Genomic DNA, 26,880 nt, shown 5'->3' on the forward strand with positions numbered 1-26,880 from the left:
CGGTTCGTTCCCGGTATGGGCGCGGTGTCCGTTTACGCTGTCGGGTGTGAACCTCGTGCAGTTCCTCGCCTACGGGCAGAACCTGATCGTCCTGGTCCTCACGATCGTCGGCGGCGCCGCGGCGCTGCTGGCGCTGGTGCATGCGGCCGTGCAGCGACCCGACGCGTTCCCCGCAGTGGACCGTCAGTCCAAGGTGATCTGGGTGTCGATCCTGGTGGTCGGCTCGCTCTTCATCTGGTTCTTCGGGCTGCTGAGCCTGCTCGGCATCATCGGCATCGTCGCCGTGCTGATCTACCTCGTCGACGTCCGTCCCCGGGTCGACAGCATCCAGAACAAGCGCTGGTTCAAGAAGGTCTGACGCGGCTGTCGACGGGCATGCCTCCCGTCGACGATTGAGACAATGTTCGTTGTCGGATTACCTTGACAACGTTCAGTGTCATGGTGCACCGTTGAGGGTGATGGTGCACGTCACACCGGGTGCGCCGCCGGAGTGGAGGAGGTCGAGATGACCGTCGCCGTGGAGCCGCTGAGCCCCCGCCAGAGAGTGAACGATCGTCAGGACATCGCTCGTCGGCTTCTCGCCTCGTCCGCCCGGAAGTCCTACGACCCGCTCGTCGAGGTCGATTGGGACGCCCCGGTCGACCACACCCGGTTCTACGGGATGACCCCGGAGTGGTGCAGCCTCTACGGCACCGAGATGTGGGAGTCGATGACCCCCGAACAGCGCATCACGCTGACCGAACACGAGGCCGCCAGCATCAGCGCGACCGGCATCTGGTTCGAGATCATCCTCATGCAGATGCTGATCCGGGAGGCCTACGACCAGGATCCCGCGTCGCCGCACTTCCAGTTCGCACTCACCGAGATCGCCGACGAGTGCCGGCACTCGACGATGTTCGCCAAGGCCGCCGAGCACTTCGGTGTCCCGCACTACGGCCCGCCACGATGGATCCGCACGCTGGCCCGGCCGTTCAAGGCGCTGGCGACGGGATCGCTCGCCTTCGGCGGCACCCTCGCCGCCGAGGAGATCCTCGACATGATGCAGCGCGACTTCATGAAGGACGACCGTGTCCAGCCGATCACGCGGACCGTCAGCAAGATCCACGTCCTCGAGGAGGCCCGGCACATCCGCTTCGCCCGGGAGGAGACGAAGCGGATCGCGGCCGACATGGGCCGGTTCCGGCGAGCCGTGACACGCGTGAACCTCGCCGTCACCGTCTACATGGTGGTGTTCTGCCTGGTGAACCCCGCCGTCTACGAGGCTGCGGGGCTCGACCGGCGAGCGGCCGTCCGCGCCGCTCGGGCCAACGCCTTCCACAACGACCGCAGGCGCAACGGGTGCGCGAAGACCATCGAGTTCCTCGACGAGTGCGGACTCATCGGCGGGCCCGGCGCGTGGTTGCTCCGCCGCGGCTCGATCATGTGACGACCCGCTTCGACGGTCGGCGGCGCGGGGCACCTGCACCGATAGACTCGTCCGGTGGCCGAGTACCGGATCAACGAACTCGCGGAGGTGTCGGGCGTCAGCGTCCGCAACATCCGCGTGTATCAGGACCGCGGGCTGCTGCCACCGCCCAAGATCAAGGGTCGTACCGGGTGGTACTCGACGGAGCACCTCGTCCGCCTCAACCTGATCTCCCGGCTGCTCGAGCGCGGGTACACGTTCGCGACGATCAGCGAACTGCTCCTGGCCGCGCACTACGGGATGAAGGTCGAACACGTCCTGCACGGCGAGCCGAAGGCCGGTCGGTGGCGCACCTTCAAGCGTGCCGCCACGATCACCCTCACCGAGTTGCGCCGCACGCTGGGGGCCGACGAACGCACCATCGCGATGAGCCAGAAGCTGGGGTTGCTCGCGAAGGAGGGCGCCCAGTACGCGGTGAAGAGCCCCGAACTGCTGGAGGGGGCGGAGGTGCTGGTGAAGGCCGGCATCGAGTTGGAACCGTTGCTGCGCAAGTGGGAACGGGTCCAGAACGACATCGACGACATCGCCGACAACTTCGTCGCGATCATCACCGACAAGTACTTCGGCGACGACGGTCGACTGCTCGACATGGAGGAGACCGAGGTCGCGAAGGTCGCGCACCTCATCGGTGCGGTCCGTCCCATGGCGCACGAGATCGTCGAGTCGGCGTTCCGGCGCTCGCTCGACAGCAAGATCTCGCAGGCGATCGGGGAGGCCTCGGAGATCCTCGAGGCCGACACGACACCCTGACCACGCACGCATCCTCCGGCACGGGGGCCACAGGAAGGCGGGGCCGACGATGAGGCGCTCCACACGACGCGCGGTCGAGGGCGCGGCAATCACCGGGGGCGTCGCCGCCCTCGCGAGCGGCGCGGCGGTCGGGACCATCGTGGGCGCGCTCGTGCGCACCGCCCTGACCTCGCCGCCGCCCGTCGACGACGGCCCCGACCCGCTGCTGGCCACACCGGCCTCGGCGCCGGAGATCCTGCCGGTGCGGTCGATCGCAGACGGCAACCCGATCCACGTCGAGGCCTACGGCCCGCCCGACGGCGAGGTACTCGTCTTCGCGCACGGCTGGACCTGCTCGACACGTCACTGGTACGCGCAGATCAACGCGTTCGCCGAACACCATCGCGTCGTCGTCTACGACCAGCGCGGCCACGGTCGGACGCCGCTCGGGTCGACGCGTCTGTCGACGTCGCTGCTGGGGGCGGATCTGGAGTCGGTGGTCGCGGCGGTGACCGGTGACGACCGTCGTGCGCTCGTCGCCGGACACAGCATGGGCGGGATGTCGGTGATGGCGTGGGCGAAGGCCTACCCGGAGTCGGCGAACGCGCGTGCACGGGCGGTCGTGCTCACCTCGACCGCCGCGGTGGAGATCATCCAGAACCTCGCCGTCATCCCCGAGGGACTGCCGCGCTACACCAAGCCGTTCGAACGCGGCGTCAGCCGGCTGATCGCCACGGCTCCGATCCCGTTGCCGCACACCACCGCATCGCCGCGGGTCGCGCAGTACATCGCGATGAACACCCAGGCACGGCTGTCCCACGTGGAGTTCTGTGACCACATGATCAGCGACTGCCCGGCCCGCTCGCGCGCACGGTGGGGCGCGGCCCTGCTCGACCTCGACGTGTGGCAGGGCGTGCTGAACCTGACGGTGCCGACCGCGGTCGTCGTCGGCACCGACGACCGGCTCACACCGCGCAAGCACTCCGACGCGATCTCCGCACAGTTGGAGAAACAGGACATCCTGCTCGACTACCTCGTGCTGCCGCACACCGGTCACATGGCCAACATCGAGGAGTCGGGGCCGTACAACCGGCTCCTCACCGACGTCCTCGACCGCACCAAGGACCGCGCCACCCGCGTCTGAGCCCCCACCACGCGTGGCATCCTCGTCGGGTGACTCTCTCCCGTCGGCAGGTCGCCGCGATGATCGACCACACCCTGCTCGCCCCCGAGGCGACCCGCGCGGACGCCGAGGCCTGCGTCACCGAGGCGAAGGACCTCGGTGTGTACGCCGTGTGCCTGTCCCCGTCGATGCTGCCCATCGACACCGGTGACGTCGTCCCGTGTGTCGTCGCGGGATTCCCGTCGGGAAAGCATCATTCGCTGGTGAAGGCATCGGAGGCGCGCCTCGCGGTCGACTCCGGCGCACGCGAGATCGACATGGTGATCGACGTCGGCGCCGCGGTGGCGGGTCTCTACGACGAGGTGTTCGCCGACGTGCTCACCGTCCGGGAGGCGGTGGGCGCCGAGGTCGTGCTCAAGGTGATCATCGAGTCCGCGGCGCTCCTCGCGGCGGTCGGGCCGCAGGCCGTCACGGAGACGTGCCGACGCGCGGCGCAGGCCGGGGCGTCGTTGGTGAAGACCTCCACCGGGTTCCACCCGGCGGGAGGGGCGAGCGTGGAGGCGGTCCGGCTGATGCGGGACGCCGTGCCGGCGTCGGTCGGCGTGAAGGCGTCGGGTGGGATCCGGACCGCGGAGGCCGCGGCGGCACTGGTCGACGCCGGCGCCACGCGCCTGGGGCTGTCACGCAGCCGGGAGGTCCTCGCCGGGTTCTCCGACGACTGACGGGAGTTCCGGCCCGGTCGGCGGTGGGTGTCGGCCGCTGGGCGGGGGCGGTAAGGGTCGTCAGGCGTGCGAGCGGACGAGTGGTGTCTCGTACAGCATCGTGTGCACACCCGACAGCACGATCCCGACGACGACCGTGGTCGCGCCGGTGGCGAGGATCCAGTGATCCATCGGGAAGGTCCAGCCGCCTGCGTGGTCGTCGAACGCCGAGGCGCCGAACAGGGTCACGACGAACACCGCGACCGCGGCATAGACGACGCCGGCGTATCCCAGAACCGCCAGTGCGGTGCGGTTGTGCAAGTCGTTCCTCATCGTGTGCCACCTCGTGTTCAGCAGATCGGTGCCGGTCGAATCGGTCGAGCGTGAGACACGAGGGTAACGCGGGATCCTGAGCGGGGGATCAGAAACGCTCGCGGTGGCGCTCTTGTTCCAGGAGTGCGTCGAGATCGGTGAGACGGTGCATGGTCGCGACGGCCCGTGCCGTCCGGTTGTTGGCCGCGAGCATCGTCTCGTGACGGTGGGTGAAGGCCCAGTAGCCCGCTGTGAACGGGCACGCGTCGTCACCGACACGGACCTTCGGGTTGTACGCGCAGTCCCCGCAGTAGTCCGACATCGTGCTGATGTAGGCGCCGCCGGAGGTGTACGGCTTGGTCGCCATCCGGCCCCCGTCGGCGTGTTGGCTCATCCCGATGACGTTCACCGGCATCACCCAGTCGAACCCGTCGACGAAGTGCGCACGGAACCACTCGGTGAGCTCGGCGGGGTCGTATCCGCGCTGCAGCGCGTGGCTGCCCAGGATCATCAGTCGCGGGATGTGGTGCACCCACCCGCGGTCGCGGACGCCGGCCAGCACATCCGACAGGCAGTTCGCGGTGACGGCGTCGGCGTCGAGGTCGCGGAACCAGTCCGGCAGGCGTGCGTGCGCCCCCAACTCGTTGCTCGCGGTGTAGTCCGGTCCGAAATGCCAGTAGAGGTGCCAGACGAACTCGCGCCACCCGATGATCTGCCGGATGAACCCCTCGGCCGCGGCCATGTCCACCGAACCGTCGCGGGCGGCGGCCTCCGCCGCGTGGACGACGTCCAGCGGGTCGAGCAGCGACAGGTTCAGCGGCACCGACAGCAGCGAGTGCGACATCGTCCAGTCCGCACCCATCATGGCGTCCTCCCACCGCCCGAACGTCGCCAGACGGTGATCGACGAAGGTGCGCAACGCCTCCTGCGCCTCGTCGCCGGTGACCGCGAACTGCCGTGGGCCGTCGACGCCGGAGAACGTGACGTCGGGGCGGTCGTCGACGAGGGCGTCGAGGTCGGCGCGGACCTCCTCGTCGATCTCGTCCTCCTCGGGCCACCACGGCGGGTCGACACCGAGCGTGTCCCGCCGGGGCGGACTGTCGCGGTTCTGGGCGTCGAAGTTCCATCTGCCGCCCGCCGGTGCCGTGCCGTCCATGAGGATGTCGAAGCGACGTCGCTGGTCGCGGTAGAAGTTCTCCATCCGGAAGTTCTCGCCCTCGCCCGCCCAGGTGGCGAAGTCCTCGCGGGACAACGCGAAGGTCGGGTTCGGCAGGATCTCCGAGACCAGTCCCTCGTCGTGCAGGGCGTGCACGAACCGCGACGCCGCCCGCGAGCTCGGCTCGTGCACGACGACCGGCCGACCGAACTCGGTCAGCGCATCGCGGTAGCCCTCCGCCTGCCAGAACTCGGCCCGGTCACCGAGTTCGGCCGCCAGGTGTCGCATCCCCGACAGGACGAGGTGCGCCTTCTGCCGGTGGCCGCCACGACGCGCGAGCGCCGCGGTCGACTCGATCAGCAGCACCTGCCGGTCGGCGTGGGCGTCGGCCGAGTGGATGTGCGGCCCGAGTTGGTCGGCGAAGAGCCAGAGGGGATCGGGGTCGGACGAGGCGGTCGTCGCCGCCGACGTCTTCTTCGCGCTCACAGAACAGAGCAAGTGCCCTGCGACGACGCGTTGTTCCCGGTGGCGCCCAGCGAGTCGGCGTCGAGGGCGACGTCGGAGCCGCGGACGGCGAAGTCGATGCCCTGCGACGTCACCGACAGCTTCTGGAAGTCCAGCTCGTCGAACAACGGCGGGAACAGCGACTTGGAGACACCGTCGACGATGGTCTGGGCGAAGCCGGACGGCACACCGAAGACCAGGGCGCTGGCCTTGACCACCTGGAACTCGAGTTTGCCGTCGGAGACGACCGGCTTGATCTCGGTGCTCACCGGGATCGGGAAGATGGCCACGGTGACGGTCGCGTCGATGGTCATGGTGCCGGTGGACTGATCGCCGGTGACGTTCGTGAGCGTGAACCCGCCGAACAGACCCGACAGTCCCGAGGAGTCACCGGAGGTCGAGTCGCCACCGGACTGGTCCTGCGAGTTCTGCGCACCCTGCTTGCTCAGCGCGACGATCCGGGTGAACGGGACGTTGCCGGTCGCGTTCAGCGATCCGAGAGTGGACCCGTCCGAGCGGCCGGTGATGTCGTCGGCGCGTCCGTGCAGCTCGATGGCCTGACCGTTGTCGCCGCCCGTGTCGATCTGGACGTAGGGGACCTTGCTCGTGGCGAACTGCCACAGCATCGGCTCCTTGCTCAGCGACACCGATGCCGACGACCCCGTCAGGTCGGAGAACGACTTCTGCAGACAGTCCTTGGTGGCGTTGCGCAGGTACAACTCGCTGCCGACGCCGGCGATGACCAGCACCAACACCACGACCAGCGCGCTGATGCCGACGATCATGCCGACCCGTCTGCGAGGACGTCGGGGGCGCGAGCCGTCCCCGGGGTCGGCGGGGTCGGCGTGCGTCGCGTCGTGGGGCTGCTCGTCGGGGTAGGGGTACGACGAGGTGTCGAACGGACGTGTCTGCGACCACGCCTGCGGCTGCTGCGGCTGCGGGATCCGCTCGGTGGACGGAGTGTCCGACGCGTCGTCGGGATGCGATGGATCATGCGGATGGGTCATCGGGGTCGATTGTGCACGTCGGCAGGGGGCTGGGGGGTGAGACTTCTGTGTGGGTTCGATGAGGAACCCACCGGTCGGTCAGAGGCGGGTGTTGTCGAGGACGGCGATGTCGCGACGGGCCCGCGCCACGGGCTCCAGGTCGACGTCGTGGACGCCGAGATGGTCGGACCCGTCGTACTCGACGACCACCCGACCGTAGGGGTCGGCGATGATCGAGTGCCCGATGCCGGTGGGGGCGGGGCTGTCGGCGACGGCGGGGTCGGTGGGCAGCGGCTGCCCGACACCGACGACGACCGTCGAACTGTCGAGTGCGCGGGCCCGGGTGAGGACCTGCCACTGGTCGACCTTGCCCGGCCCGGAGCCCCACGACGTCGGCACGACGACCATCTGCGCGCCGTCGCGGGCCACTGCGGTGAACAACCCGGGGAACCGGATGTCGTAGCAGGTGGCGAGGCCGACGGTGACCCCGGCGATCACCACGGTCCGCGGCTTCTCGCCGGGGGCGACGGTGTCGGACTCGCGGAACCCGAAGGCGTCGTAGAGATGGATCTTGTCGTAGTGGGTCGAGGTGCCGTCGGGGTCGGCCACCAGCAGGGTGTTCACGACGCGACGTCGCCCCGCGTGCTCGTCGCCCGGGGTGAACATCCCCGCGATCACTGCGACCCCGGCGTCGGCGGCCGCGGCACGCACACCGTCGGCCCAGGCGCCGTCGAGCGGTTCGGCGACCGGTCCGAGCGGCACACCGAACCGGCACATCATCGCCTCGGGGAACACGACGAGGTCGGCGCCGGCGTCGGCGGCCTGTCGGGTCCGTGCGCGGACGGTCTCGAGATTCGCCGACGGGTCGGTGCCCGCCGCGACCTGCGCCATCGCCACTCGCATGGTCCGAGCCTAGTCAGGCACCGACGGGTCGACCACCGACCACGGGACGGTGAGGGTGTTGTCGTGCTCGCGTCGGCGGGGTCGTTCACAGGGCACCCCGCCCGCGGCCAGCGCCTCACGGGCGCGCGCCCACCGGAACCGTGGACCGTACGGCGCCCACGCCGCCGCCGCGTCCCAGCAGCGATCGGCCGCCGCCAACAGCTCGCCGATCCCGGTACCCGGCACGTTGTGGTGGATGAGCGCCTTCGGCAGGCGCTCGGCGACATCCGACGGCCGGTCGGTGTGCTGCGGATCCCAGGCGAGGGTGAGCGTCCGCGGCCCGGTGGCGTCGAGCAGCAGCCAGGTGCACCGTCGCCCGATCTCGTCGCAGGTGCCCTCGACGATCAGCCCGCCCGGGGCGAGCGCCGCCTGCATCCGCGCCCAGGCGGGACGGACCTGGTCCTCGTCGTACTGACGGAGGACGTTGAAGGCGCGCACCAGGTGCGGTCGGAGACCGGCGAGTTCGAAGCCGCCGCGGGCGAACCGCACCCCGTCGCGGTCGTCGACGACGCGGTCGGGGTCGATCTCGAGACCGACCGTCCGGATCGACGGCGCGACCGTCTGCAGGCGCCGGTGCAGGTCCACGGCGGTGTCCGGGCGGTCGCCGTAGCCGAGGTCGACGACCAGCGGGTCGCGCGCAGCGGTCAGGACGTCGACGATCTCGGGGCGTGCGGCGATCCACCGGTCGACGCGGCGCAGACGCCCGACGTTGGTGGTCCCGCGGGTGATCCGGCCGTCGGGGGACCGTCGATCACCGGTGTGCACGACGCCGCTCAGGCGTTGGCGGCGATCCAGTCGGCCGTGAACTCGGCCTCCCCGCGGAACAGGTCGACGAGGTTGACCAGGATGAGCTGTTCGAGCTTGCCGTTGACGAACGGGACGTACACCTTCACCTCGGTGGTGCGTCGCAGGGTGCAACCGGTCTCCGTCGGGAACAGCTCCTGCACGCCGGTGAGGCTGCCCGGTCCGGCGGGGATGCCCGCGGTGTAGGTGCCCTCGGTCTTCTCCGGGTGGAACGGGCCGAGCTTCTCGGTCCGCGTGATCACCATGTCCTTCTTGATCACGGCACTGGCGATCGACGGCAGGTCGGACCGGGGGAGCGTCTGCACCAGCACCAGGTCGATGCCGTTCTCGTCGACGACGAGCCTGTCGACGTCGGACTGCGGGGTGAGCTTGCGGAACTCCACCATCTGGTCGTCCCAGAACTGCCGGGACGACAGTGTCTGGTAGACCTTCTCGGCCGGGTGTTCGTACCGGGCCGAGTAGCTGAGACGACGCGCCATGGCGCTCACGCTACCCGGGGGGTGGTCAGGACCTCTCGGCGTCCCACGCAACGGTGAAGTCGCGCTCGGCGTCGAACAGCGTCAGCATGTTCTGGCTGATCAGCTTCTCGATCTTGCCGCCGACCAACGGGATTCGGACAGTGACCGACCCGTCGAACTCGGCGACGGTCGAGCCGTCGCCCTCGCGGAGACGGAACTCCCCCTCCGTGGTCGCCGGCGTGCCGGGCACCGTGGCGTGGAACGCGCCGTCAGCCGAGGTCGGCGACGTGAAGGTCCAGCTCATCGTGCGTTCGATCGCCAGGTCACCGCTGACCAGCGACGTCACCACCGACGGCAGCTTGTCCGCCGGGATGCGCTGTGTGAGTTCGACGGTCACCCGATCGCCGCTCACGTCGACCGAGCGGACCTCGCCCGGGGACTTCTCCACGCTCGCCGCGAGGGCCTCCCAATACGCGCGGTCGCCGACGGCGGCCCGGATGCGGTCGAGCCCGAGGGGATAGGTGACCGGGTGCTGCAGCTTCGTCGCCATGATCTGCAGACGTTACCGTTGGCCTGTGACCAGCGACCCCGCCGCGCACCCCGACACCGGGGGAACCGTCACCGGTGTGCGGCTGTCGGAGCTCACGACGATGCGCGTCGGCGGGCCTGCGCGCGCTCTGGTCTCATCCGCCACGGCCGACGACCTCGTCGCCGCGATCACGTCCCTCGACGCCGCCGCGGAACCGGTGCTGCTGATCGGCGGCGGTTCGAACCTGCTGGTCGGCGACGGCGGTTTCGAGGGCACCGTGGTGCGGGTGGCGCACGACGAGATGCGTGTCGATCCGCTGTCGGACGGTGTGGTGCGGATGACGGTCGGTGCCGGTGCCGACTGGGACGCCACGGTCGCCGCGTCGGTGGCCCGCGGCCTGGGCGGACTGGAATGTCTCTCCGGCATACCGGGTTCCGTCGGAGCGACACCCGTGCAGAACGTCGGTGCCTACGGCGTCGAGATCGCCGACGTCCTCGACGGGGTCGAACTGTTCGACCGTCGGACAGGGGACCGTTCCTGGGTGGAGCCGTCCGCGCTCGGCCTCGGGTACCGGACGAGCGCGCTCAAGCACCGCGCCGATCGCGTGGTGCTCACCGTCGCGTTCCGGCTCACCGACGACGGCGTCAGCGCCCCCGTCCGCTACCGCGAACTCGCCGGTGTGCTCGGGGTCGAGATGGGCGAGCGGACGGCGGTCGGCGCGGTGCGGGAGGCGGTGCTGTCGCTGCGCCGCGGCAAGGGGATGGTCCTCGACGCCGACGACCCCGACACGTGGAGTTCGGGATCGTTCTTCACCAACCCCGTGATCGCCGAGTCCGACCTCGCCGCCGTCGAGGAGGCCGTGCGGTCCCGGACCGGGTCGACCGACATGCCGCGCTACCCGGCCGCGGACGGGGTGAAACTGTCCGCCGGGTGGCTCATCGAACGGGCCGGCTTCGGCCGCGGCTTCCCTGACGACGCCGCGCCGGCCCGTCTGTCCACCAAACACACGCTGGCGCTGACCAACCGCGGGTCGGCCTCCGCCGAGGACGTGCTGGTGCTGGCACGGCGGGTCCGCGACGGGGTGCAGGAGGCCTTCGGGGTGCGTCTGCACCCGGAACCGGTGTTGGTGGGCTGCGCCCTCTGACCGGTGTGAACCGTGTCTCTCGTGCGTGCGCGACCTGCGACGGCGCTCGGGGGCACTGTCGACGACCGGTATCGTCGGCGGACATGACCGCAACATCCCGTGCCCAGATGACCAGGCGCGGCGCACTCGCCGCACTCGCCGTCGGCGCCGCGGGTGTGGCCGCCGCCGCCTGCTCCACCGGGGACAAGGGCTCGACGACCGGCGCCGCCGCGTCGAAGAGCGCCGAACCGACCGCGCAGCTCGTCTTCACCCCCGCCCTCGACGACAAGGACGCCCCGAGCCCGACGGCGACCTTCTCGGTCAAGGTCGACAAGGGTCAGCTGAACCCGGACGTCAAGCTCACGAACACTCGCGGCACCGTCGTCACCGGTTCGTTGTCCGAGGACCGGACGACCTACACGATCGACGAGCCCCTCGGGTACGGCAACACCTACACCTGGTCAGGGACGGCCATCGGTGACGACCGCAAGACCATCCCGGTGCAGGGCTCGTTCACGACGCTGAACCCGGAGCAGCAGATCAACGTCGTCATCAACATCGCCGACGGCCAGGACGTGGGGATCGCGGCGCCGCTGATCCTCAAGTTCGACTCCACCGTCACCGACAAGAAGGCCGTCGAGAAGGCGCTCACGGTGACGACCACCCCCGCCACCGAGGGCAGCTGGGCGTGGCTGCCCGAGGACAACGGCTCGCGCGCGCACTGGCGGTCGAAGGACTACTTCGCGCCCGGGACCAAGGTCGCGATGGTCGGCAAGCTCTACGGTCTGGACCACGGCGACGGCGCGTACGGAGCGGCCGACGTCACGTCGAACTTCACGATCGGGCGTTCGCAGATCGTCAAGGCCGACGCCACGTCGTTCAAGATCGACGTCGTCCGCGACGGGTCCGTCCTGATGACGCTGCCGTGCAGCTACGGCAGCGGTGACCTCGACCGGAACGTGACCCGCTCGGGTATCCACGTGGTGAGCGAGAAGCACGAGGACTTCTACATGTCGAACCCCGCCGCGGGGTACTTCAACATCCACGAGCGGTTCGCCGTGCGCATCTCGAACAACGGTGAGTTCATCCACGCCAACCCGGAGACCACCGGTGTGCAGGGGTCCTCGAACGTCACCAACGGCTGCATCAACCTGTCGCTGGAGAACGCGCAGCGGTACTTCAACACGGCGATCTACGGCGATCCCGTCGAGGTCACCAACACCCGTATCCAGTTGTCGGCCGCCGACGGCGACATCTACGACTGGACCGTCAGCTGGGACGACTGGAAGTCGATGTCCGCCTTGCAGGGCGAGGTCACCGAGTCGTCGGCGCCGGCCACGCCGTCGGGCGCGCCGCAGCTGTCGGGGATCTCGACGACCACTCCGCAGCCCGCGACGCAGGGTCCGACGGGCTGATCGCCCTTCGGCCGTCGGGCTATCCCGTGCGGATGTTGCGTCGGGCGCTGGCCTGATCGCGCGGCTTGAGCACGATCTGGTCGAGGTTCACATGCGGCGGGCGTGACGCGACGAACCCGATCACCTCGGCGACGTCGTCGGCGGTGAGCGGGGTCAACCCGTCGTAGACGGCGTCGGCCTTGTCCCGGTCGCCGTCGAAGCGGACGAGGGAGAACTCCGTCTCGACCATGCCGGGGGCGATCTCGGTGAGGCGGATGGGCTTGCCCAGCAACTCGAATCGCAGGGTGCGGTGCAGCACTCCCTGCGCGTGCTTCGCCGAGGTGTAGCCGGCACCGTTGTCGTAGGCCTCGAGCGCGGCGATCGACGTGATGGTCACGATGAGGCCGTCGCCCGATGCCTCCAGAGCCGGGAGGAGTGCGCGGGTCAGGCGCAGTGTGCCGAGGACGTTGGTCTCCCACATCCACCGCCAGTCGTCGAGATCGGCCTCGGCGACGGTGGCCAGCCCCTTCGCCCCGCCCGCGTTGTTCACGAGGACGTCGACGCGGTCGAGGCCGTCGCAGAACGCGGCGACCGACGCGTCGTCGGTGACGTCGAGCGGACGAGCCGTGGCGCCGATCTCGCCGGCCAGCTCCTCGAGACGATCGGTGCGGCGGGCCCCGATCACGACGTGGAAGCCCTGTGCGGCAAGAGTTCTCGCGGTGGCGGCGCCGATGCCGGAGCTGGCTCCGGTGACGACGGCGACGCGACGGTCGGGGGACGTGCTGTCGGTGCTCACGCCTGTCGAGTTTACGGGCACGTCCGCACCCCACTACGGTTGTGCCCAGGGTGGACGCCGCGAAGGAGTCGCAGAGTCACCGGAACCGATTCGCTCGCTCCAGGAGGCCCGATGTCCGACCCGACCACCCCGCCGCGTGAGGTGTCGGCGATGCTCGACGTCAGCGTCGACGCGCCGACGGAACTCGAGTTCCAGATCGCCGTCGCCCGTCTGCCCGGGTTGCAGATGGACGAGTCGCTGAGCATCACCGTCGACGGCAACCCGGTGACGCCGGGCGAGGTCATCGCGGAGTGCGGGACCCGTATCCACCAGTTGACCGTCGAGTCCGGTCGGGTGCTGGTCCACTACTCGGCGACGGTGCACTCACCCGCCGAGCCTGTACGCGCGGCGGTCGGTGACCGTTCGACCTACCTGCGTCCCAGCCGATATGCCGAGGCGGACAAGTTCTTCGGCTACGTCACCGGTGAGTTCGACCTCGAGACCGACCCGGCGGAGTTGCTGACGCAGGTCACGCAGTTCGTCGCACGACGCCTGAACTACATCCCCGGCGCCAGCGACCCGATCGACGGCGCGGCGGACACGCTGCTCGCCGGCGCGGGCGTGTGTCGCGACTACGCCCACCTCGTCGTGGCGTTGCTGCGTGCGCTCAACATCCCGGCGAGACTGGTCGCGGTGTACGCGCCCGGGTGCGATCCGATGGACTTCCACGCGGTGGCCGAGGCGCTCGTCGACGACCGGTGGCTGGTGGTCGACGCGACCGGTCTCGCGCCGCGGCAGAGTCTGCTGCGGATCGCGACCGGCCGGGATGCCGCCGACACCGCGTTCCTCGACAACCACTCGGGCACCATCTCGCTCGACACCTACCAGGTGATGGCCACCGTCTCCGGTGACCTGCCCGTCGACGACGGCACGCAGCAGATCGCCATCGGCTGACGCTCCGCTTGCAGGGTTCGCGCTCCGCTTACAGGTTTCGCGCTCCACTTGTTCGAGGACGCTCCGCATGCAGGCGGAGCGTCCTCGAACAAGTGGAGCGTCTGGCCTGTAGGTGGAGCGTCAGCCCCCGAGGAGCGTGCGTCTGGCCTGTATGTGGAGCGTCAGGCCCCGAGGAGTGCGGCGCAGCGGAGGAGTCCGATGTGGCTGTAGGCCTGCGGATGGTTGCCCAGTGAGCGTTCGGCGACGGGGTCGTACTCCTCCGACAACAGGCCCGTCGGGCCGGCGGCCTTCACGAGCTGATCGAACAGCGCCTCGGCGTCGGAGCGACGACCGATGAGGAGATACGCCTCGACGAGCCACGCCGCGCACAGGTGGAAACCACCCTCGCCGCCGGGCAGCCCGTCGTCGTGGTGGTAGCGGTACACGGTTGCGCCGCTGCGGAGTTCGGCCTCGGTGGCCTCGACCGTCTGGCGGAAGCGGGGATCGTCGGCCGGGATCAGTCCGGCGAGGCCGATGAACAGCGTCGCGGCGTCGAGGTCGGTGCCGTCGTAGGCGGCGGTGAACGACTGCACCTGCGGGTTCCACCCCTGATCGAGCACCTGCGCGGCGATGACGTCGCGCAGCACGGGCCACCCCGGTTCGATCTCGCGCCCGAACCGCTCACCGATCGCGATCGCCCGGTCGACGGTCATCCAACACATGACCTTCGAGTACACGTGGTGGCGCGGGTTTCCGCGGATCTCCCAGATGCCGTGGTCGGGCTCGAACCAGCGACGCTCCACCGCCCACACCATGTTCGCGACGAGGTCCCAGTCGGCGTCACCGAGCGGCTCGGCGGACCCGCCGTCGGCGCGGGCCTCGGCGAGATGGCCGATGAGGTCGACGATCGGCCCGAACACGTCGAGCTGGACCTGCTGGTTCGCCGCGTTGCCGACGCGCACCGGGCGTGACCCGGCGTAACCGGGCAGCGAGTCGATGATCGCCTCGGGTGGCAGGCCGCCGCCGTGCAGCGTGTAGAGCGGGTGCAGCCACTCCGGACCGCTGATGGTGCCGAGCACGCGGTACAGCCACGTCAGATAACCCTCGGCCTCGTGCAGCGATCCGACCGACACCAGCGCCGACGCCGTGAGCGCGGCGTCGCGCAACCAGCAGTAGCGGTAGTCCCAGTTGCGGACACCGCCGATCTCCTCGGGCAGCGACGTCGTCGCCGCCGCCATGATCGACCCGGAGTCCGCGTGCACGAGGCCTTTGAGGGTCAGCGCCGACCGCTTCATCAGGTCCGGCTTGCGCACGGGCAGCGTGAGGTCGGCTGACCACGAACTCCAGTACTCCTCGGCGAGGGCACGCCGTCGGGCCTCACTGCGCTCTTCTTCGCCGATGTAGTCGGTGCCGCAGCGCAATTCGAACACGACGGGACCCGCGGAGGCGTCGACGACGGCGGTCGCCCGCTGGTAGAAGCGATCGGTGTCGATCCGCCACACCACACCGGGGGCGCGCAGCACGATCGGGTCGTTGGAGCCGTACACCCGCAGGCCCTCGTCGACGGGTTCGATCTGCACGCTGGTCTGCCCGAACTCGGGTCGGGGCGCGAACTCCACGAGCGCCGGCGCCGAGCCGGTGACGACGCGGATCAGGTCGGTGCGTCCGGGCGCGACGTCATGCGGGAGGTAGTCGATCACCTCGAGGCCGGCCCAGCGGGTCGCGACGGTCATCGTGCCGTCGACGTAGCGCTGGCTCTGGGGCAGCGGTGTACGTCGGTCGCCGTCGACATGGGGGCGGATGCCGAACTCCCCGGCGTCGACGGTGCCGAGCAGGCTCGCGAACAGGGCGGCCGCATCGGGCTCGGGGTGGCACATCCAGCAGATCTTCGCGTCCGGGGTCACCAGCGCGACGGTGCGCGGGGACGCCAGCATGGTGAGTCGCTCGATCGGTGCGGCGTTCTCGCCGCGCAGCCACGCGCGGCGTTCCTCATACAGGAAGGCCAGGGCGGTCGCGACGTGGTCGGTGTCGGGCACGCGATAGGTGGCGAGGGTGTCGCCGTCGCCGACCTTCACCCCGAAGTCGGGGCCGTGCAGGCGACGGAACGCCTTCTCGTCGGTGACGTCGTCGCCGAAGAAGATGGCCGCACCCGCGCCCGCCTGGTGACGCAGGATGTCGAGTGCCTGCCCCTTGTCGGTGCGGATCACCGCGAGCTCGATCACCGACTTGCCCTCGGTGACCTGCACGCCGTCCCAGGTGGCGGGACCCGTGCGCACGCGGTGCAGTGCGGCCTCGGAGTCGACCTCGTCGGCGTTGCGGACGTGCATCGCGGTGCTCGCGGGCTTCGTCTCGACGGTCACCCCGTCGTAGTCGACCGCGATGGCCCGCAACTCCTCGACGACCGTGCTGAGCAGCTCCTGCGCCTGCGGACCGATCTCGTGGACGAAGCCGATGTCGAACTCGCTGCCGTGACTGCCGACGAGGTGCACCTCGGCGGGCAGTCGGGACAGGGTCGCGAGATCCCGCAGCGCGCGGCCGGATATGACGGCGGCGGTGGTGGAGTCGAGGTCGGCGATGGCACGCATCGCCCGCACCGAGTCGGGGTTGGGCCGGGCGTCCTCCGGGCGGGACACGATGGGCGCCATGCACCCGTCGTAGTCGGACGCGACGAGCAGTCGCGGAGTCCGCGCGATGTCCTTGAGCGCTCGACGCAACTCGGGTGCTAGGTCTGCGGCACTCACCGGAGGAAGTCTAGGTGCCGCACGCGGAACGGTCCCAATCGAACGCTCCCCGGTTCAGTCGTCGACGAGGTCGACACCGCGGTTCTCCGACGAGGCGACCTCGTTGTCCACCGCCAGGGTGTCGAGGAAGCTCTGTGCCCACCGGCTCACGTCGTGCGCGAGCACCTGGCGACGGAGCGCGCGCATCCGGCGACGTCCCTCGTCGGGTGTCTGCGAGACCGCGCTGACGATGGCGTCCTTGACGCCGTCGAGGTCGTAGGGGTTCGCCTGATACGCCGACCGCAGTTCGGCGGCGGCACCGGTGAACTCGCTCAGCACCAGCGCACCGCCGAGATCGCTGCGGCAGGCGACGTACTCCTTGGCGACGAGGTTCATGCCGTCGCGCAGCGGCGTCACCAGCATGACGTCGGCGGCGACGAAGAACGCGATCAGCTCGTCGCGGTCGACCGGGCGGTGCAGGTACTGCACCACCTGGTGCGCGACCTCCCCGTACATGCCGTTGATGTTGCCGACGAGCTGCTCGATCCCCGCCCGCATCTGGATGTAGCTGTCGACCCGTTCGCGGCTGGGTGTGGCCAACTGGATCATCACCGTGGTGCGCGGGTCGACCCGTCCCTCGGCCAACAGCTCCGACAGCGCCTGCAGGCGCACGTCGATCCCCTTGGTGTAGTCGAGACGGTCGACGCCCAACATGATCGTGCGCGGGTTGCCCAGTTCGGCCCGCAGCTCGGCGGCGCGGTCGCGGATCTTCTTCGACTTCGAGTTCGCGTCGAGGGCACCGGAGTCGATCGAGATGGGGAACGCCCCGACCCGCACATGGCGGAACCCGACCTGCACGACGCCGAACTTGGCGCGGACACCGACGGTCCCCTTCGACGTCGCCTGGCCGGCGAGTCGGCGGGCGAGGTAGAGGAAGTTCTGTGCGCCACCGGGCAGGTGGAAGCCGATCAGGTCCGCACCGAGCAGACCCTCGACGATCTCGGTGCGCCACGGCAGCTGCATGAAGAGCTCGACCGGGGGGAACGGGATGTGCAGGAAGAAACCGATCCGCAGGTCCGGGCGCAGCATCCGCAGCATCTTCGGCACGAGCTGGAGCTGATAGTCCTGGATCCACACCATGGCGCCCTGCGACGCCACGGCCGACGCGGCCTCCGCGAACCGCCGGTTCACCTCGACGTAGGCGTTCCACCACTCCCGGTGGTACTCGGGCTTGACCAGGACGTCGTGGTACAGCGGCCACAGGGTCGCGTTGGAGAAACCCTCGTAGTACTCGTTGATCTCCTGCGCCGACAGCGGCACCGACACCAGCTGCAGACCGTCGACGACGGGGTTGTCGGCGGAGTCGGGGACTCCCGACCACCCGACCCACGCGCCGGTCCGCGACCGCAGGATCGGTTCGAGGGCGGTCACCAGACCGCCGGGACTCCGCTTCCACCGGACGGTCCCGTCGGGGAGTGTCTCCTTGTCGACGGGGAGCCGGTTCGCGACGACGACGAAGTCGGCGGTCTCGGCGATGGACGCCGGGACGTCAGCGCTGCGGTCGGACGGGTTCTCGCCTGTCGCGGCCACGTATCAGTTGTCGTCGAGTGCGATGCCGAGCATCGACAGGAGCATGCGGCACTCCTCGGCGTCGGTCGCGTAGGTGGCGACGACGCGACGCGCGGCGTTCGCGGTCTCGTCCGCGACGGCCCCGAGGTCCTCGTCGGCCAGATCGGTCTTGTCGCTGGTCTTGGCAGGCATGACTGTCACTTTACGCGGTCACGCGGCACGCCCGGGGACCGCCGGTGGCGCTGCGACAGCGGCATCGGTTCGGTCGCGCTGTCCGCCCGCGGCGGCCCGGGGTGCGCCGAGGGATCCTCGACCTCGGCCTCGAGACGTTCCCGCACACCGCTCAACGCCCCGGTGTGCATCTCGATGAGGTGGTCGGTGTCGAGCACACGGGCGGCCTCGTCGGGCTGCTGGGTCTCCGGGTCGAGGCGGGTGAACCGCTTCGGCCGCAGAGCCGACCGCGCGGTGAGCAGCGCACGGGTGGGGCGGGAGGTGATCCGTGGTCGCCGCAGGGTGCGGGCCATGAACTCACCGAACGTGACGCCTGCGGCCAGTGCGGCGCCGGTGCCGAGTGCGGCGGCCAGCGCGGTGAAGCCGTCGAGCGTCTGGTCGTTGAGGACGCCGTAGAGCCCGCGGTAGATCGAGAGACCGGGCAGCAGCGGGGTGATGCCTGCGACCGCGACGACGAGCGGCGGGGTCAGTGCGCGACGGGCGAGCAGACCACCGAGGAAACCGACCGCGACGGCGGCGACACCGGAGGCGATCACGCTCCCCACCCCGACGATCGCGCCGATCACGGTGACCGCGGTGCCCAGGACGCCGCCGAAGAAGGCGACCGGGAGGGCGCGTTGCTCGGCGTAGCTGGCCAACGCGAACGCCATCGCACCGACACCACCGCCGGCGATCTGCGCGGGGGCGTCGGAGAACCCGAGCGAGGTGGTGCTGGTGATGGTGGGCAGGACGATGCCGGTGGCCTCGAGCAGACGGATCGCCATGGAGACGCCGGCGATGATCCCGCCGGTCATGATGAGCAGTTCGAAGAACCGGGCGACGCCGGTGATGGGTGCGCCGGTGATCGCGTCCTGCACCGAACCCACCAGCGACAGCCCCGACAGCAGCACCGTCACCCCTGCCGCGATGACCAGGGTCGGTGCCACGGCCACGCCGAGCGACGCCGAGTATCGGAAGACGATCGCGGCCGGGATGACGGCGATGAACCCGCCCACCAACTGCTGGAAGAAGATGGGGGTCCCGTACGTGTTGAGGACGCGGTTGACCCGGTCGATGACGGCGGTGGTGAAGAACGCGACGACCGCGACCCAGGGACCACCACCGAACGCCACGGCCAGCGCGGCCGCCAGCAGCGACCACGCGAACGTCGCGGTCCAGCGCTTGTACGGGTGCGGCGCGGAGACGATGTCGTCGATGACGGCGTGCGCCTCCGACGGTGTGACGGCGAGACCACGGATCTTGCGGATCAACCGGTCGACCTGCGCGAGGCGGGTGAAGTCGAGCGAGCGGTAGTGCACCGTGCGCATCGCCGTCACCGGCGGCAACGCCGAGCCGCGCCGGGCGCTGACCACGATGGTGTTGTAGGTGACGTCGACCTCACAGCGCTCGACGCCGAACATGCCTGCCACGAAACGGATCTGGGTCTGGGTGTCGATCGCACCGGTCCCGGAGTCGAGCAGGACCGAACCCACCTTGATGGACAGGTCGAGCACCTCGGTGACCGCGGCGTCGTCGGTGAGGTCGACCGGCTGCCGGGGTGAGAGCGCCGAGGTGAGCGGCTCGATGGTGTCGATGGTCGCCCGGCGGGATCCGGCCAGGGGCCGCATCAGCCTGCCGATATACTCACGCACGCCTACTCGCCTCCCTAGCTCAGTGGTAGAGCACTCGCCTTGTAAGCGAGCGGTCGTCGGTTCGATCCCGACGGGGGGCTCCCATCACCCGGTTCTCCCGGGTCGTCCTCGGATGGCCGCCGTCGTCGGGCTCACGGTAGTTCCGTCGGCCCGGGACGGGAACCCACCGTCGTCAACGTCGTGTCGCCGGTGCGGGTTCCGGCCCTCGTGGGTTCGCGGGAGTGAGGTGACTCACTGCGCGACCGGCCGCCCCCGGGTGGCTAGGGTCATGCCATGGAATCCGTCGGCGAGTCCCGCGCGTGAGCCGGTTGCGGGCACGAGCCGCGCGGCTCGCCGACGTGTTCTGGTTCCTGCCCGCGTTGCTCGGCGTGGCCTCACTCGTGCTGGCCCAGGCGCTGATATCGCTCGACCGGGCTCTCGACGACGCGGACCTCGGCGTCTGGGGCACGCTTCTCTACCGCGTCGGTGCCAGCGGCAGCCGAGACATCCTCGGCGCCATCGGCGGGTCCATGCTCGGTGTCGCGGCCACCTCGTTCTCGATCACCGTCTCGGTGCTGGCGACCGCGAGCTCCACCTACGGCCCGCGCCTCGTCCGCAACTTCATGAACGACCGCGGCAACCAGTTCGTCCTCGGCATCTTCGGCGCGACGTTCCTCTACTCGCTCATGGTCCTGCGATCGATCCGTGCGCAGACCATCGACGAGGGTCAGTTCGTCCCCGACATCGCCGTGAACGTGGCGGTCGTCCTCGCGGTCCTCGACGTCGCGGTGCTCGTGTACTTCATCAACCACATCGCCGGGTCCATCCAGGTGTCCACCCTGTCGGCCCGGGTGCGGTCGGAACTGGTGGAGGTCGTCGACGCCCTGTACCCGTCCGAGCAGCCCCCCGACGCGCGACCCACCCCCGCGCCCGGTCGCGACGACTCGACGGTCACCGCCGACGCCGCCGGCTTCGTCATCGACATCGACGAGCGCGGGTTGAAGGAGACGGCCAGGCGCCACGACTGCGTGATCGAGATCGTCATCCGGCCCGGCGATCACCTCGTGGTCGGCGAGCCCCTCGCGAAGGTCACGCCGGGTGACAAGGCGTCGGACGTGTCGGGGGGTGTGTGCCGCGCGGTCGGCCTGGGCGACACCCGGACGCCTCTGCACGACATCCAGTTCGCGGTCCAGCAGTTGGTCGAGATGGCCGTGCGCGCCCTCTCACCGGGAACGAACGACCCCTACACCGCGCACAACGCGTTCAGTGAGCTCGCCACCGGCATGGTCCCGATGGTCGGACGGCCGACGCCGTGGCTGGGACGTGTCGACGACACCGACACCCTCCGTCTGATCGTCACCCGTGTGCCGATGGTGGAGCTCGTCGACGACATCTTCGACGCGGTCCGCGTCTACGCCCTCGCGGCGCCGGTGGCGATGACCGCGGCCACCATGCTGGCCCGTCGTATAGGCGTCGCCGCGATCGACCCCGTCGTCACCGATGCGGTGCTGCGGCACCTCGCGGTCATCGAGGCGGCCGCCCGGGACTCCGTCGCCGACCAGGTCACGGCGCGTCGGGTCATCGGTGAGGTCGACGTGGCCCGGGCGGCGATCACGGGGCGCTGACCGGCTCCTCGTGGAGCGCCGCCGCGACCGGGGTGTCGGTGGCGCTGTGGACCGCGATCGACACCATCACGGTCCCGGCGACCAGTGCGAACACCATCATCGCGGAGTCGATGCCCGACGTCAGCACCAGCAGTCCGTAGACGACGCTGGCGAAGCCCTTGGGTCCGAACCACGCCGCCGACAGCCGCTCGTTGCGGGCGAGGCCGTGACTGCCGATCAGTGCGATCAGCACCGGTATCGGTCGTCCGACGACCAGGACGAGGACCGCGAACACCCACCCACCGACCCCGAGACTCCCGAGCAGCGACGGGGTGAGGAGTGCACCGAACGCCAGCAGTGCGGCGTTCTTCGCCAACTCGCTGGTGAGTTCGCCGACCGGGGCGAACGACTGCGACGCCCTCGGACTCACGCTGGCCAGCGTGATCCCGGCGGTGAACGCGGCGATGTACGGGTTCGCCCCGACGGCGTCGGTGAGGACGAACAGCAGGATCGCGATGGCCAGCGGGCCGGCCGCCTGGGCGCGGGCGGTGACCCCGAGGACCGGCAGACGTACCAACAGGGCGCCCGCGAGGGGCGCCGCGACACCCAGAACGAGTCCGAGGAGCACCTCGAGCAGCACCGCGCCGAGCGAGGTGCTCTCGTCGACCCGACCGCCGAGGGTCCCGATCAGGACGAGCACGACGGGCAGCGCGAGCCCGTCGTTGAGCCCGCTCTCGATGTTGAGCAGGCTGCGCAGCCGCGCGGGCACGTCGTCGCGACCCACCAGTGCCGCGGCGAACACGGGGTCGGTGGGCGCGAGGATGGCGCCGATCAACATCGACGTCGTCCAGTCCAGGCCGGTCAGCAAGTGGGCCAGGACGGTGACCACACCGAACGTCAACGGCATGCCGATCAGCAGTGCCCGGGTCGGTTCGGACCACTCCCGCCGCAGCCGGGAGACCGGCGCGCGCTGACCGTCGGCGAACAGCACCGCGAACAGCGTGATGGAGGCGACCTCGCGGACGGTGTCGTTGCCGAGGCGTTCGGCGTCGAGGACGAGCGGCCCCGCGACGATGCCGGCGAGCAGGAAGATCCCCGACGTCGACAGCGGGCTGCGCGCGGACAGGTTCGACAACAGGACGGCCGCCAGCAACGCGACGCCGAAGGTCGTCACGAACGCCATCGGACCTCATCCCGATCGGCGGTCGACACCGCGGTCATGCGTCGGAGTGGCGGCTGTCGCGGCGCTCCTCGGCGACCAGTTCCTTCGTGCGCACCAGCCGCAGCGCCGTCACCAGCACGACGCCGCCGACGATGTTGAGCAGCACGGTGTACCAGAACCACGAGATCCAGTCGCCGTAGCCGACATCCGCCCCGGAGAGGATCGCGCCGAAGATCAGCAGCGAGTCCAGCACCGAGTGGAACAGCTGCAGGCCGGCGAGCAGGAACGCGGCGCCGACGCAGGCGACGAGCCGGGCGACGGGGCTGTCGGTGCCCTGCTGCATCCGCGTCAGCAGCGTCATCGTGCTGCCGCCGAGGATCGCGAGGCAGACCGCCTGCCAGCCGATCGGTGCGTCGACGAAGTGGTGCGCGGACTCCGACAGCGTCGACGACCACTCGGGGAACGCGTGCACCACGATGATCATGATCACCCAGCCGCCGACGAGATTCGCGACGAGCGTGCCGATCCAGAGTTTGGCGAGGTCGCGCAGGCGACCGTCCCGTGCGACCACCGCGGCGATCGGCATGAGGAAGTCCTCGGTGAACAGTTCGCTGTGCGCGAGGTGGATGGCGATCAACCCGATCGAGAACGCCAGCCCCGCCAGGAGGTGGTTCCCCGTCTCGTGCAGGACGGCGAGCATCGCCATCACGCCGATCCCGACCTCGATGCCCCCGAACAGTCCGGTGATGAGGACCGTGCGCGCGGTGCGGTGCAAGCGTTCGGCACCCTCGGTCACGATCGTGGAGAAGCTGCGTTCCAGTTCGTTCTCGAGGGGCCCGTCGTTGGTCCCGACCTCGCGCCGGGTCTGGTCGTCGCTCATCTCGGCAGCCACGTCATCCGCATGAATCTACGGAAGCATCGGCAGGCGGCACCAGGGGCTGACACTCCTGGGACCTGTCGGGCCCGGGAGCACGACGCCTCGGACGTAGGATTCGCGCCATGTCGCACATCCGAGTCTCCGCGTCCGGGTCCCTGTTCGACGGCGGGTACTCGCACACCGCGACAGCCGCACCCGGCTCGACCGTGTTCACCGCGGGCGCCGCGCCCATCGACGCCGACGGGGCCACCGTCGCACCCGGCGACGTCCAGGCGCAGGCACGCCAGTGCATGGCGAACCTCGAGGTCGCGCTGCGCGACGCGGGAGCGGCCCTGTCCGACGTCGCGAAGGTCACCGTCTATGTCGCCGAACAGCTCCAGGCCGACCTCACCGTCGCCTGGGATGCGGTGGCGGCTGCGTTCGGTGAGCACCGTCCCGCCGGGACGCTGCTCGGCGTGACCGTCCTCGCCCACGACGACCAGCTCGTCGAGATCGAGGCGATCGCCGCGCTGCCCCCCGCGTCGTGACCGTCGCCTGATGTCCGCTGCGCGGCCCCGCGTCGACGTGGCGCAGCGCCGCGCCCGCATGCTTCGGCGACACCACCTGGTCCGCGGGACCCGCCTGTCCGCGGGTCCGGACGCGATGGTCCGGCTCGCATCGGACATGGTCGCGCTGCACGCCACGTGCCCGCCGACGGTGTTCCTCGCGGCGTGGGCCCGCGTCGACGGGGTGACACCCGCCGACGTCGAACACGCTCTCTACACCGACCGCTCGCTGGTCCGGCACCTGTGCATGCGGCGCACAGCCTTCGTCCTCGACCGTGCGACCCTGGCCGACGCCGTGCACGCCGTCGCACCGCGTGTGAGCGCGTCCGAACGCACGAACATGCTGCGCGACCTGCGTCGCAGCCCCGACTTCGACGACCCCGACGCCTGGATCGACACCGCTGTCGCGGCCGTTCGGGACCATCTGTCCGACGGCGGCGACGCGACCTCGACGGAGTTGCGTGCCCGCCTGCCCGCCCTCGACGGTCGGGTGACGGTCGGCGGTGACAAGAGCTGGGGAGGGTCCATCCCGATGGGCCCGCGGGTGCTGAACATGATGAGCGCGGCGGGCGAGATCGTTCGCGGCGTGAACACCGCCGGGTGGCACGTCTCGCGGCCACGGTGGTCGTCGATGACCGCGTGGTTGGGCGAGTCACTGCCCGACGGGACGGTCGCGGAGGGACACGCCGCACTGGTGCGTCGATGGTTGCGGACCTTCGGCCCGGGCACCGAGACCGACATCGTGTGGTGGTTGGGCTCGACGAAAGCCGCTGTGCGCGAGGCTCTCGCGACGGTCGGGGCGGTCGAGGTCGACCTCGGGATCGGGGCGGGGGAGTGGGCGGTCGGGTACCTCCTGCCCGACGATCTCGACCCGGTGGACCCCGTCGAGCGCGACGGGTTCCTCCTGCCCGAACTCGACCCGACGACGATGGGGTGGAAGCAGCGCGACTGGTATCTCGCACCGCATGCCGAGCACCTCTTCGACCGCAACGGCAACGGCGGGCAGAGCGTGTGGTGGGACGGGCGCATCGTGGGTGGCTGGTATCGCGTCGCCGACGGCGGCGTGGGGCTGCACCTGCTGGAGACGCTGCCGCAGCGCGCCGTCACACGGTTGCGACGTCGTGCCGACGAGATGGGCGCGTGGCTCGGCGACGTGACGCCGACACCGGGCTATCCGGCGCCCTTCATGAAGGACGTCCGATGATGCGCGACGACGTCCCGTCCGGTGCCGTCGGCCACCACGTCTTCGACACCGAGCTGGGGATGTGCGGCGTCGCCTGGGACGCGTCCGGACGGATCACCGCGGTCGCGTTGCCCGCTGCCGACGCAGAGGAGACCGTCGCTCGTCTCGCCCGGGTCGGGTCCACCGCGGCACTTCCACCGCACCGCCCGGCCGTCGCCGTCGACCGCATCGTCGCGCTCCTGCGCGGTGACGACGTCGGCGTCGACGACATCGAGCTCGCGATGGACTCCCTGCCCGACTTCGACCGCCGGGTGTACGCGGTGACCAGCGCGATCCCCCGCGGGTCGACGCTCACCTACGGTGCGGTCGCCGCGCGACTGGGGTCGCCGGGCGCCGCGCAGGCGGTGGGGCGATCGCTCGGACGCAACCCGTTGCCGATCCTCGTCCCGTGTCACCGGATCCTCGGGGCAGGCACGGAGATCGGGGGCTTCTCCGCCCCCGGCGGCGTGGCCACCAAGCGGGCGATCCTCGCGCTCGAGGGTGTCGCGGGCTTCGGTGAACCCACGTTGTTCTGACCGCGCCCCGGCGGGACCCGTGCCACGCTGGGGGCGTTCACAGGAACCGTGCAGGTTCCTCGCAGCCTCGGCCCAGCCCGTCGACGGAAGGTGGCACCATGTCTGATTCCAGTGCCCGGGTCCTCGTCGTCGACGACGAACCCAACATCCTCGAACTGCTGTCGGTGTCCCTGAAGTTCCAGAACTTCGAGGTCGCGACGGCGGCGAACGGGCCCGCGGCGATCGACAGGGCACGCAGCTTCCGGCCGGACGCACTGGTCCTCGACGTGATGATGCCCGGCATGGACGGCTTCGGTCTGTTGCGACGACTCCGCGCCGACGGTGTGGACGCCCCGGCACTGTTCCTCACCGCGCGGGACTCCATGGAGGACAAGATCACCGGGCTCACGATCGGCGGTGACGACTACGTCACGAAGCCGTTCAGCCTGGAGGAGGTGGTCGCGCGTCTGCGGGTGATCCTGCGGCGCAGCGGGTTCGGCGAGAAGGCGCCCGAGCCGAGCCGGATCCGGTTCGCCGACATCGAACTCGACGACGACACCCACGAGGTGTGGAAGGGCGGGGAGTTGGTTGCATTGTCCCCCACGGAGTTCACCCTGCTGCGCTACTTCATGATCAACGCCGGGACGGTGCTGTCGAAGCCGCGCATCCTCGACCACGTCTGGAACTACGACTTCGGTGGCGAGGTCAACGTCGTCGAGTCCTACGTCTCCTATCTCCGGCGCAAGGTCGACACCGGGGAGAAGCGCCTGATCCACACGCTGCGCGGTGTGGGGTACGTGATGCGCGAGCCGCGGTGACCGCTCCCGCACTGGTCGACCCCGCCCAGGTGGGACCCACCCGCCGACGCCGCGGCGTTCCGTTGCGGGTCTC

At 70.0% G+C, this 26,880-nt stretch carries 27 protein-coding genes and 1 tRNA gene; 14 read left to right on the forward strand and 14 right to left on the reverse strand.

Annotation, left to right across the window (positions count from 1 at the left end):
• Positions 1-46: 46 nt before the first annotated feature.
• The 5 genes from ACXVUM_RS11080 to deoC all read left to right on the forward strand — a co-directional run bounded on the left by ACXVUM_RS11080 (position 47) and on the right by deoC (position 4,039).
• The gene (locus ACXVUM_RS11080; RefSeq protein ID WP_458521839.1) at positions 47-358 is read left to right on the forward strand and encodes a DUF2516 family protein; all 312 of its coding nucleotides are present in this window, start codon (positions 47-49) and stop codon (positions 356-358) included.
• Between the two features lie 147 nt (positions 359-505).
• Positions 506-1,426 (forward strand): AurF N-oxygenase family protein, encoded by a 921-nt coding sequence (locus ACXVUM_RS11085; RefSeq protein WP_458521840.1) that lies wholly within the window; start codon positions 506-508, stop codon positions 1,424-1,426.
• 54 nt (positions 1,427-1,480) lie between these two features.
• The gene (locus tag ACXVUM_RS11090) at positions 1,481-2,215 is read left to right on the forward strand and encodes a MerR family transcriptional regulator (protein ID WP_458521841.1); all 735 of its coding nucleotides are present in this window, start codon (positions 1,481-1,483) and stop codon (positions 2,213-2,215) included.
• A 49-nt stretch (positions 2,216-2,264) separates the two neighbouring features.
• Complete coding sequence (locus ACXVUM_RS11095; protein WP_458521842.1) at positions 2,265-3,338, forward strand: alpha/beta fold hydrolase; 1,074 nt, start codon at positions 2,265-2,267, stop codon at positions 3,336-3,338.
• 59 nt (positions 3,339-3,397) lie between these two features.
• The gene (gene deoC, locus ACXVUM_RS11100) at positions 3,398-4,039 is read left to right on the forward strand and encodes a deoxyribose-phosphate aldolase (protein WP_458522851.1); all 642 of its coding nucleotides are present in this window, start codon (positions 3,398-3,400) and stop codon (positions 4,037-4,039) included.
• A 60-nt stretch (positions 4,040-4,099) separates the two neighbouring features.
• On the opposite strand, the gene ACXVUM_RS11105 is transcribed toward deoC, so the two are convergent.
• From ACXVUM_RS11105 to ACXVUM_RS11135, 7 genes are all read right to left on the reverse strand, one after another.
• Entirely contained in the window at positions 4,100-4,351 is a 252-nt protein-coding gene (locus ACXVUM_RS11105) for a hypothetical protein (protein WP_458521843.1), read from the reverse strand.
• 88 nt (positions 4,352-4,439) lie between these two features.
• Positions 4,440-5,972, reverse strand: a complete 1,533-nt coding sequence (locus tag ACXVUM_RS11110) for a cryptochrome/photolyase family protein (protein ID WP_458521844.1) — start codon at positions 5,970-5,972, stop codon at positions 4,440-4,442.
• Positions 5,969-6,997 (reverse strand): LmeA family phospholipid-binding protein, encoded by a 1,029-nt coding sequence (locus ACXVUM_RS11115; RefSeq protein WP_458521845.1) that lies wholly within the window; start codon positions 6,995-6,997, stop codon positions 5,969-5,971. Before ACXVUM_RS11115 ends, ACXVUM_RS11110 begins: the two co-directional genes overlap by 4 nt.
• A 78-nt stretch (positions 6,998-7,075) precedes the next feature.
• A complete protein-coding gene (locus tag ACXVUM_RS11120) occupies positions 7,076-7,879 on the reverse strand; it encodes a carbon-nitrogen hydrolase family protein (protein WP_458521846.1) in 804 nt (267 codons plus the stop codon).
• Positions 7,880-7,888: 9 nt separating this feature from the next.
• On the reverse strand, positions 7,889-8,683 hold the full coding sequence (locus tag ACXVUM_RS11125; protein WP_458521847.1) for a class I SAM-dependent methyltransferase: 795 nt from the start codon (positions 8,681-8,683) through the stop codon (positions 7,889-7,891).
• Between the two features lie 8 nt (positions 8,684-8,691).
• On the reverse strand, positions 8,692-9,201 hold the full coding sequence (locus tag ACXVUM_RS11130) for a DUF2505 domain-containing protein (protein ID WP_458521848.1): 510 nt from the start codon (positions 9,199-9,201) through the stop codon (positions 8,692-8,694).
• 25 nt (positions 9,202-9,226) lie between these two features.
• Entirely contained in the window at positions 9,227-9,730 is a 504-nt protein-coding gene (locus tag ACXVUM_RS11135) for a DUF2505 domain-containing protein (protein WP_458521849.1), read from the reverse strand.
• Between ACXVUM_RS11135 and ACXVUM_RS11140 the strand changes: the two genes are divergently transcribed.
• Both ACXVUM_RS11140 and ACXVUM_RS11145 read left to right on the forward strand, forming a co-directional pair.
• Positions 9,729-10,853 (forward strand): UDP-N-acetylmuramate dehydrogenase, encoded by a 1,125-nt coding sequence (locus tag ACXVUM_RS11140; protein ID WP_458521850.1) that lies wholly within the window; start codon positions 9,729-9,731, stop codon positions 10,851-10,853. The genes ACXVUM_RS11135 and ACXVUM_RS11140 overlap by 2 nt on opposite strands.
• An 83-nt stretch (positions 10,854-10,936) precedes the next feature.
• Entirely contained in the window at positions 10,937-12,247 is a 1,311-nt protein-coding gene (locus tag ACXVUM_RS11145; RefSeq protein WP_458521851.1) for a L,D-transpeptidase, read from the forward strand.
• A 19-nt stretch (positions 12,248-12,266) separates the two neighbouring features.
• Here the strand turns inward: ACXVUM_RS11145 and ACXVUM_RS11150 are convergent, their stop codons facing one another.
• The gene (locus tag ACXVUM_RS11150) at positions 12,267-13,022 is read right to left on the reverse strand and encodes an SDR family NAD(P)-dependent oxidoreductase (RefSeq protein ID WP_458521852.1); all 756 of its coding nucleotides are present in this window, start codon (positions 13,020-13,022) and stop codon (positions 12,267-12,269) included.
• Between the two features lie 111 nt (positions 13,023-13,133).
• On the opposite strand from ACXVUM_RS11150, the gene ACXVUM_RS11155 reads away from it, so the two are divergent.
• On the forward strand, positions 13,134-13,955 hold the full coding sequence (locus tag ACXVUM_RS11155; RefSeq protein WP_458521853.1) for a transglutaminase-like domain-containing protein: 822 nt from the start codon (positions 13,134-13,136) through the stop codon (positions 13,953-13,955).
• A gap of 161 nt (positions 13,956-14,116) precedes the next feature.
• Here the strand turns inward: ACXVUM_RS11155 and otsB are convergent, their stop codons facing one another.
• From otsB to ACXVUM_RS11175, 4 genes are read right to left on the reverse strand one after another with little or no spacing between them, the layout of a single operon-like run.
• Positions 14,117-16,675, reverse strand: a complete 2,559-nt coding sequence (gene otsB, locus ACXVUM_RS11160; RefSeq protein WP_458521854.1) for a trehalose-phosphatase — start codon at positions 16,673-16,675, stop codon at positions 14,117-14,119.
• Between the two features lie 54 nt (positions 16,676-16,729).
• On the reverse strand, positions 16,730-18,190 hold the full coding sequence (locus ACXVUM_RS11165; RefSeq protein ID WP_458522852.1) for an alpha,alpha-trehalose-phosphate synthase (UDP-forming): 1,461 nt from the start codon (positions 18,188-18,190) through the stop codon (positions 16,730-16,732).
• A 57-nt stretch (positions 18,191-18,247) separates the two neighbouring features.
• Positions 18,248-18,415, reverse strand: coding sequence for a hypothetical protein (locus tag ACXVUM_RS11170; RefSeq protein WP_458521855.1), 168 nt, complete (start codon positions 18,413-18,415; stop codon positions 18,248-18,250).
• A 5-nt stretch (positions 18,416-18,420) separates the two neighbouring features.
• Positions 18,421-20,085: a threonine/serine ThrE exporter family protein gene (locus ACXVUM_RS11175; protein WP_458521856.1), complete on the reverse strand. Its 1,665-nt coding sequence runs from the start codon at positions 20,083-20,085 to the stop codon at positions 18,421-18,423.
• Between the two features lie 8 nt (positions 20,086-20,093).
• Here ACXVUM_RS11175 and ACXVUM_RS11180 point away from each other — a divergent pair.
• A tRNA-Thr gene (locus tag ACXVUM_RS11180) sits at positions 20,094-20,165 on the forward strand.
• Between the two features lie 219 nt (positions 20,166-20,384).
• Positions 20,385-21,689, forward strand: a complete 1,305-nt coding sequence (locus ACXVUM_RS11185; protein ID WP_458521857.1) for a DUF2254 domain-containing protein — start codon at positions 20,385-20,387, stop codon at positions 21,687-21,689.
• Here ACXVUM_RS11185 and ACXVUM_RS11190 read toward each other — a convergent pair.
• Both ACXVUM_RS11190 and ACXVUM_RS11195 read right to left on the reverse strand, forming a co-directional pair.
• Entirely contained in the window at positions 21,676-22,851 is a 1,176-nt protein-coding gene (locus ACXVUM_RS11190; protein ID WP_458521858.1) for a cation:proton antiporter, read from the reverse strand. The two genes, ACXVUM_RS11185 and ACXVUM_RS11190, sit on opposite strands and share 14 nt — an antisense overlap.
• Positions 22,852-22,885: 34 nt before the next feature.
• Positions 22,886-23,710 carry a formate/nitrite transporter family protein gene (locus tag ACXVUM_RS11195; protein ID WP_458521859.1) on the reverse strand — a complete coding sequence of 275 codons (825 nt, stop codon included), beginning with the start codon at positions 23,708-23,710 and terminating at the stop codon, positions 22,886-22,888.
• Positions 23,711-23,829: 119 nt separating this feature from the next.
• On the opposite strand from ACXVUM_RS11195, the gene ACXVUM_RS11200 reads away from it, so the two are divergent.
• The 4 genes from ACXVUM_RS11200 (at position 23,830) to ACXVUM_RS11215 (ending at position 26,807) form a co-directional block, all read left to right on the forward strand.
• Positions 23,830-24,234, forward strand: a complete 405-nt coding sequence (locus ACXVUM_RS11200) for a RidA family protein (protein WP_458521860.1) — start codon at positions 23,830-23,832, stop codon at positions 24,232-24,234.
• A gap of 10 nt (positions 24,235-24,244) precedes the next feature.
• Positions 24,245-25,456 carry a winged helix DNA-binding domain-containing protein gene (locus ACXVUM_RS11205; RefSeq protein ID WP_458521861.1) on the forward strand — a complete coding sequence of 404 codons (1,212 nt, stop codon included), beginning with the start codon at positions 24,245-24,247 and terminating at the stop codon, positions 25,454-25,456.
• Entirely contained in the window at positions 25,453-26,010 is a 558-nt protein-coding gene (locus ACXVUM_RS11210) for a methylated-DNA--[protein]-cysteine S-methyltransferase (RefSeq protein WP_458521862.1), read from the forward strand. The genes ACXVUM_RS11205 and ACXVUM_RS11210 overlap by 4 nt, the downstream gene beginning before the upstream one ends.
• A 98-nt stretch (positions 26,011-26,108) precedes the next feature.
• Positions 26,109-26,807 carry a response regulator transcription factor gene (locus tag ACXVUM_RS11215; protein WP_458521863.1) on the forward strand — a complete coding sequence of 233 codons (699 nt, stop codon included), beginning with the start codon at positions 26,109-26,111 and terminating at the stop codon, positions 26,805-26,807.
• The last annotated feature ends 73 nt before the right edge of the window (positions 26,808-26,880 follow it).

The sequence above is a fragment of the Williamsia sp. SKLECPSW1 genome (assembly GCF_054332755.1).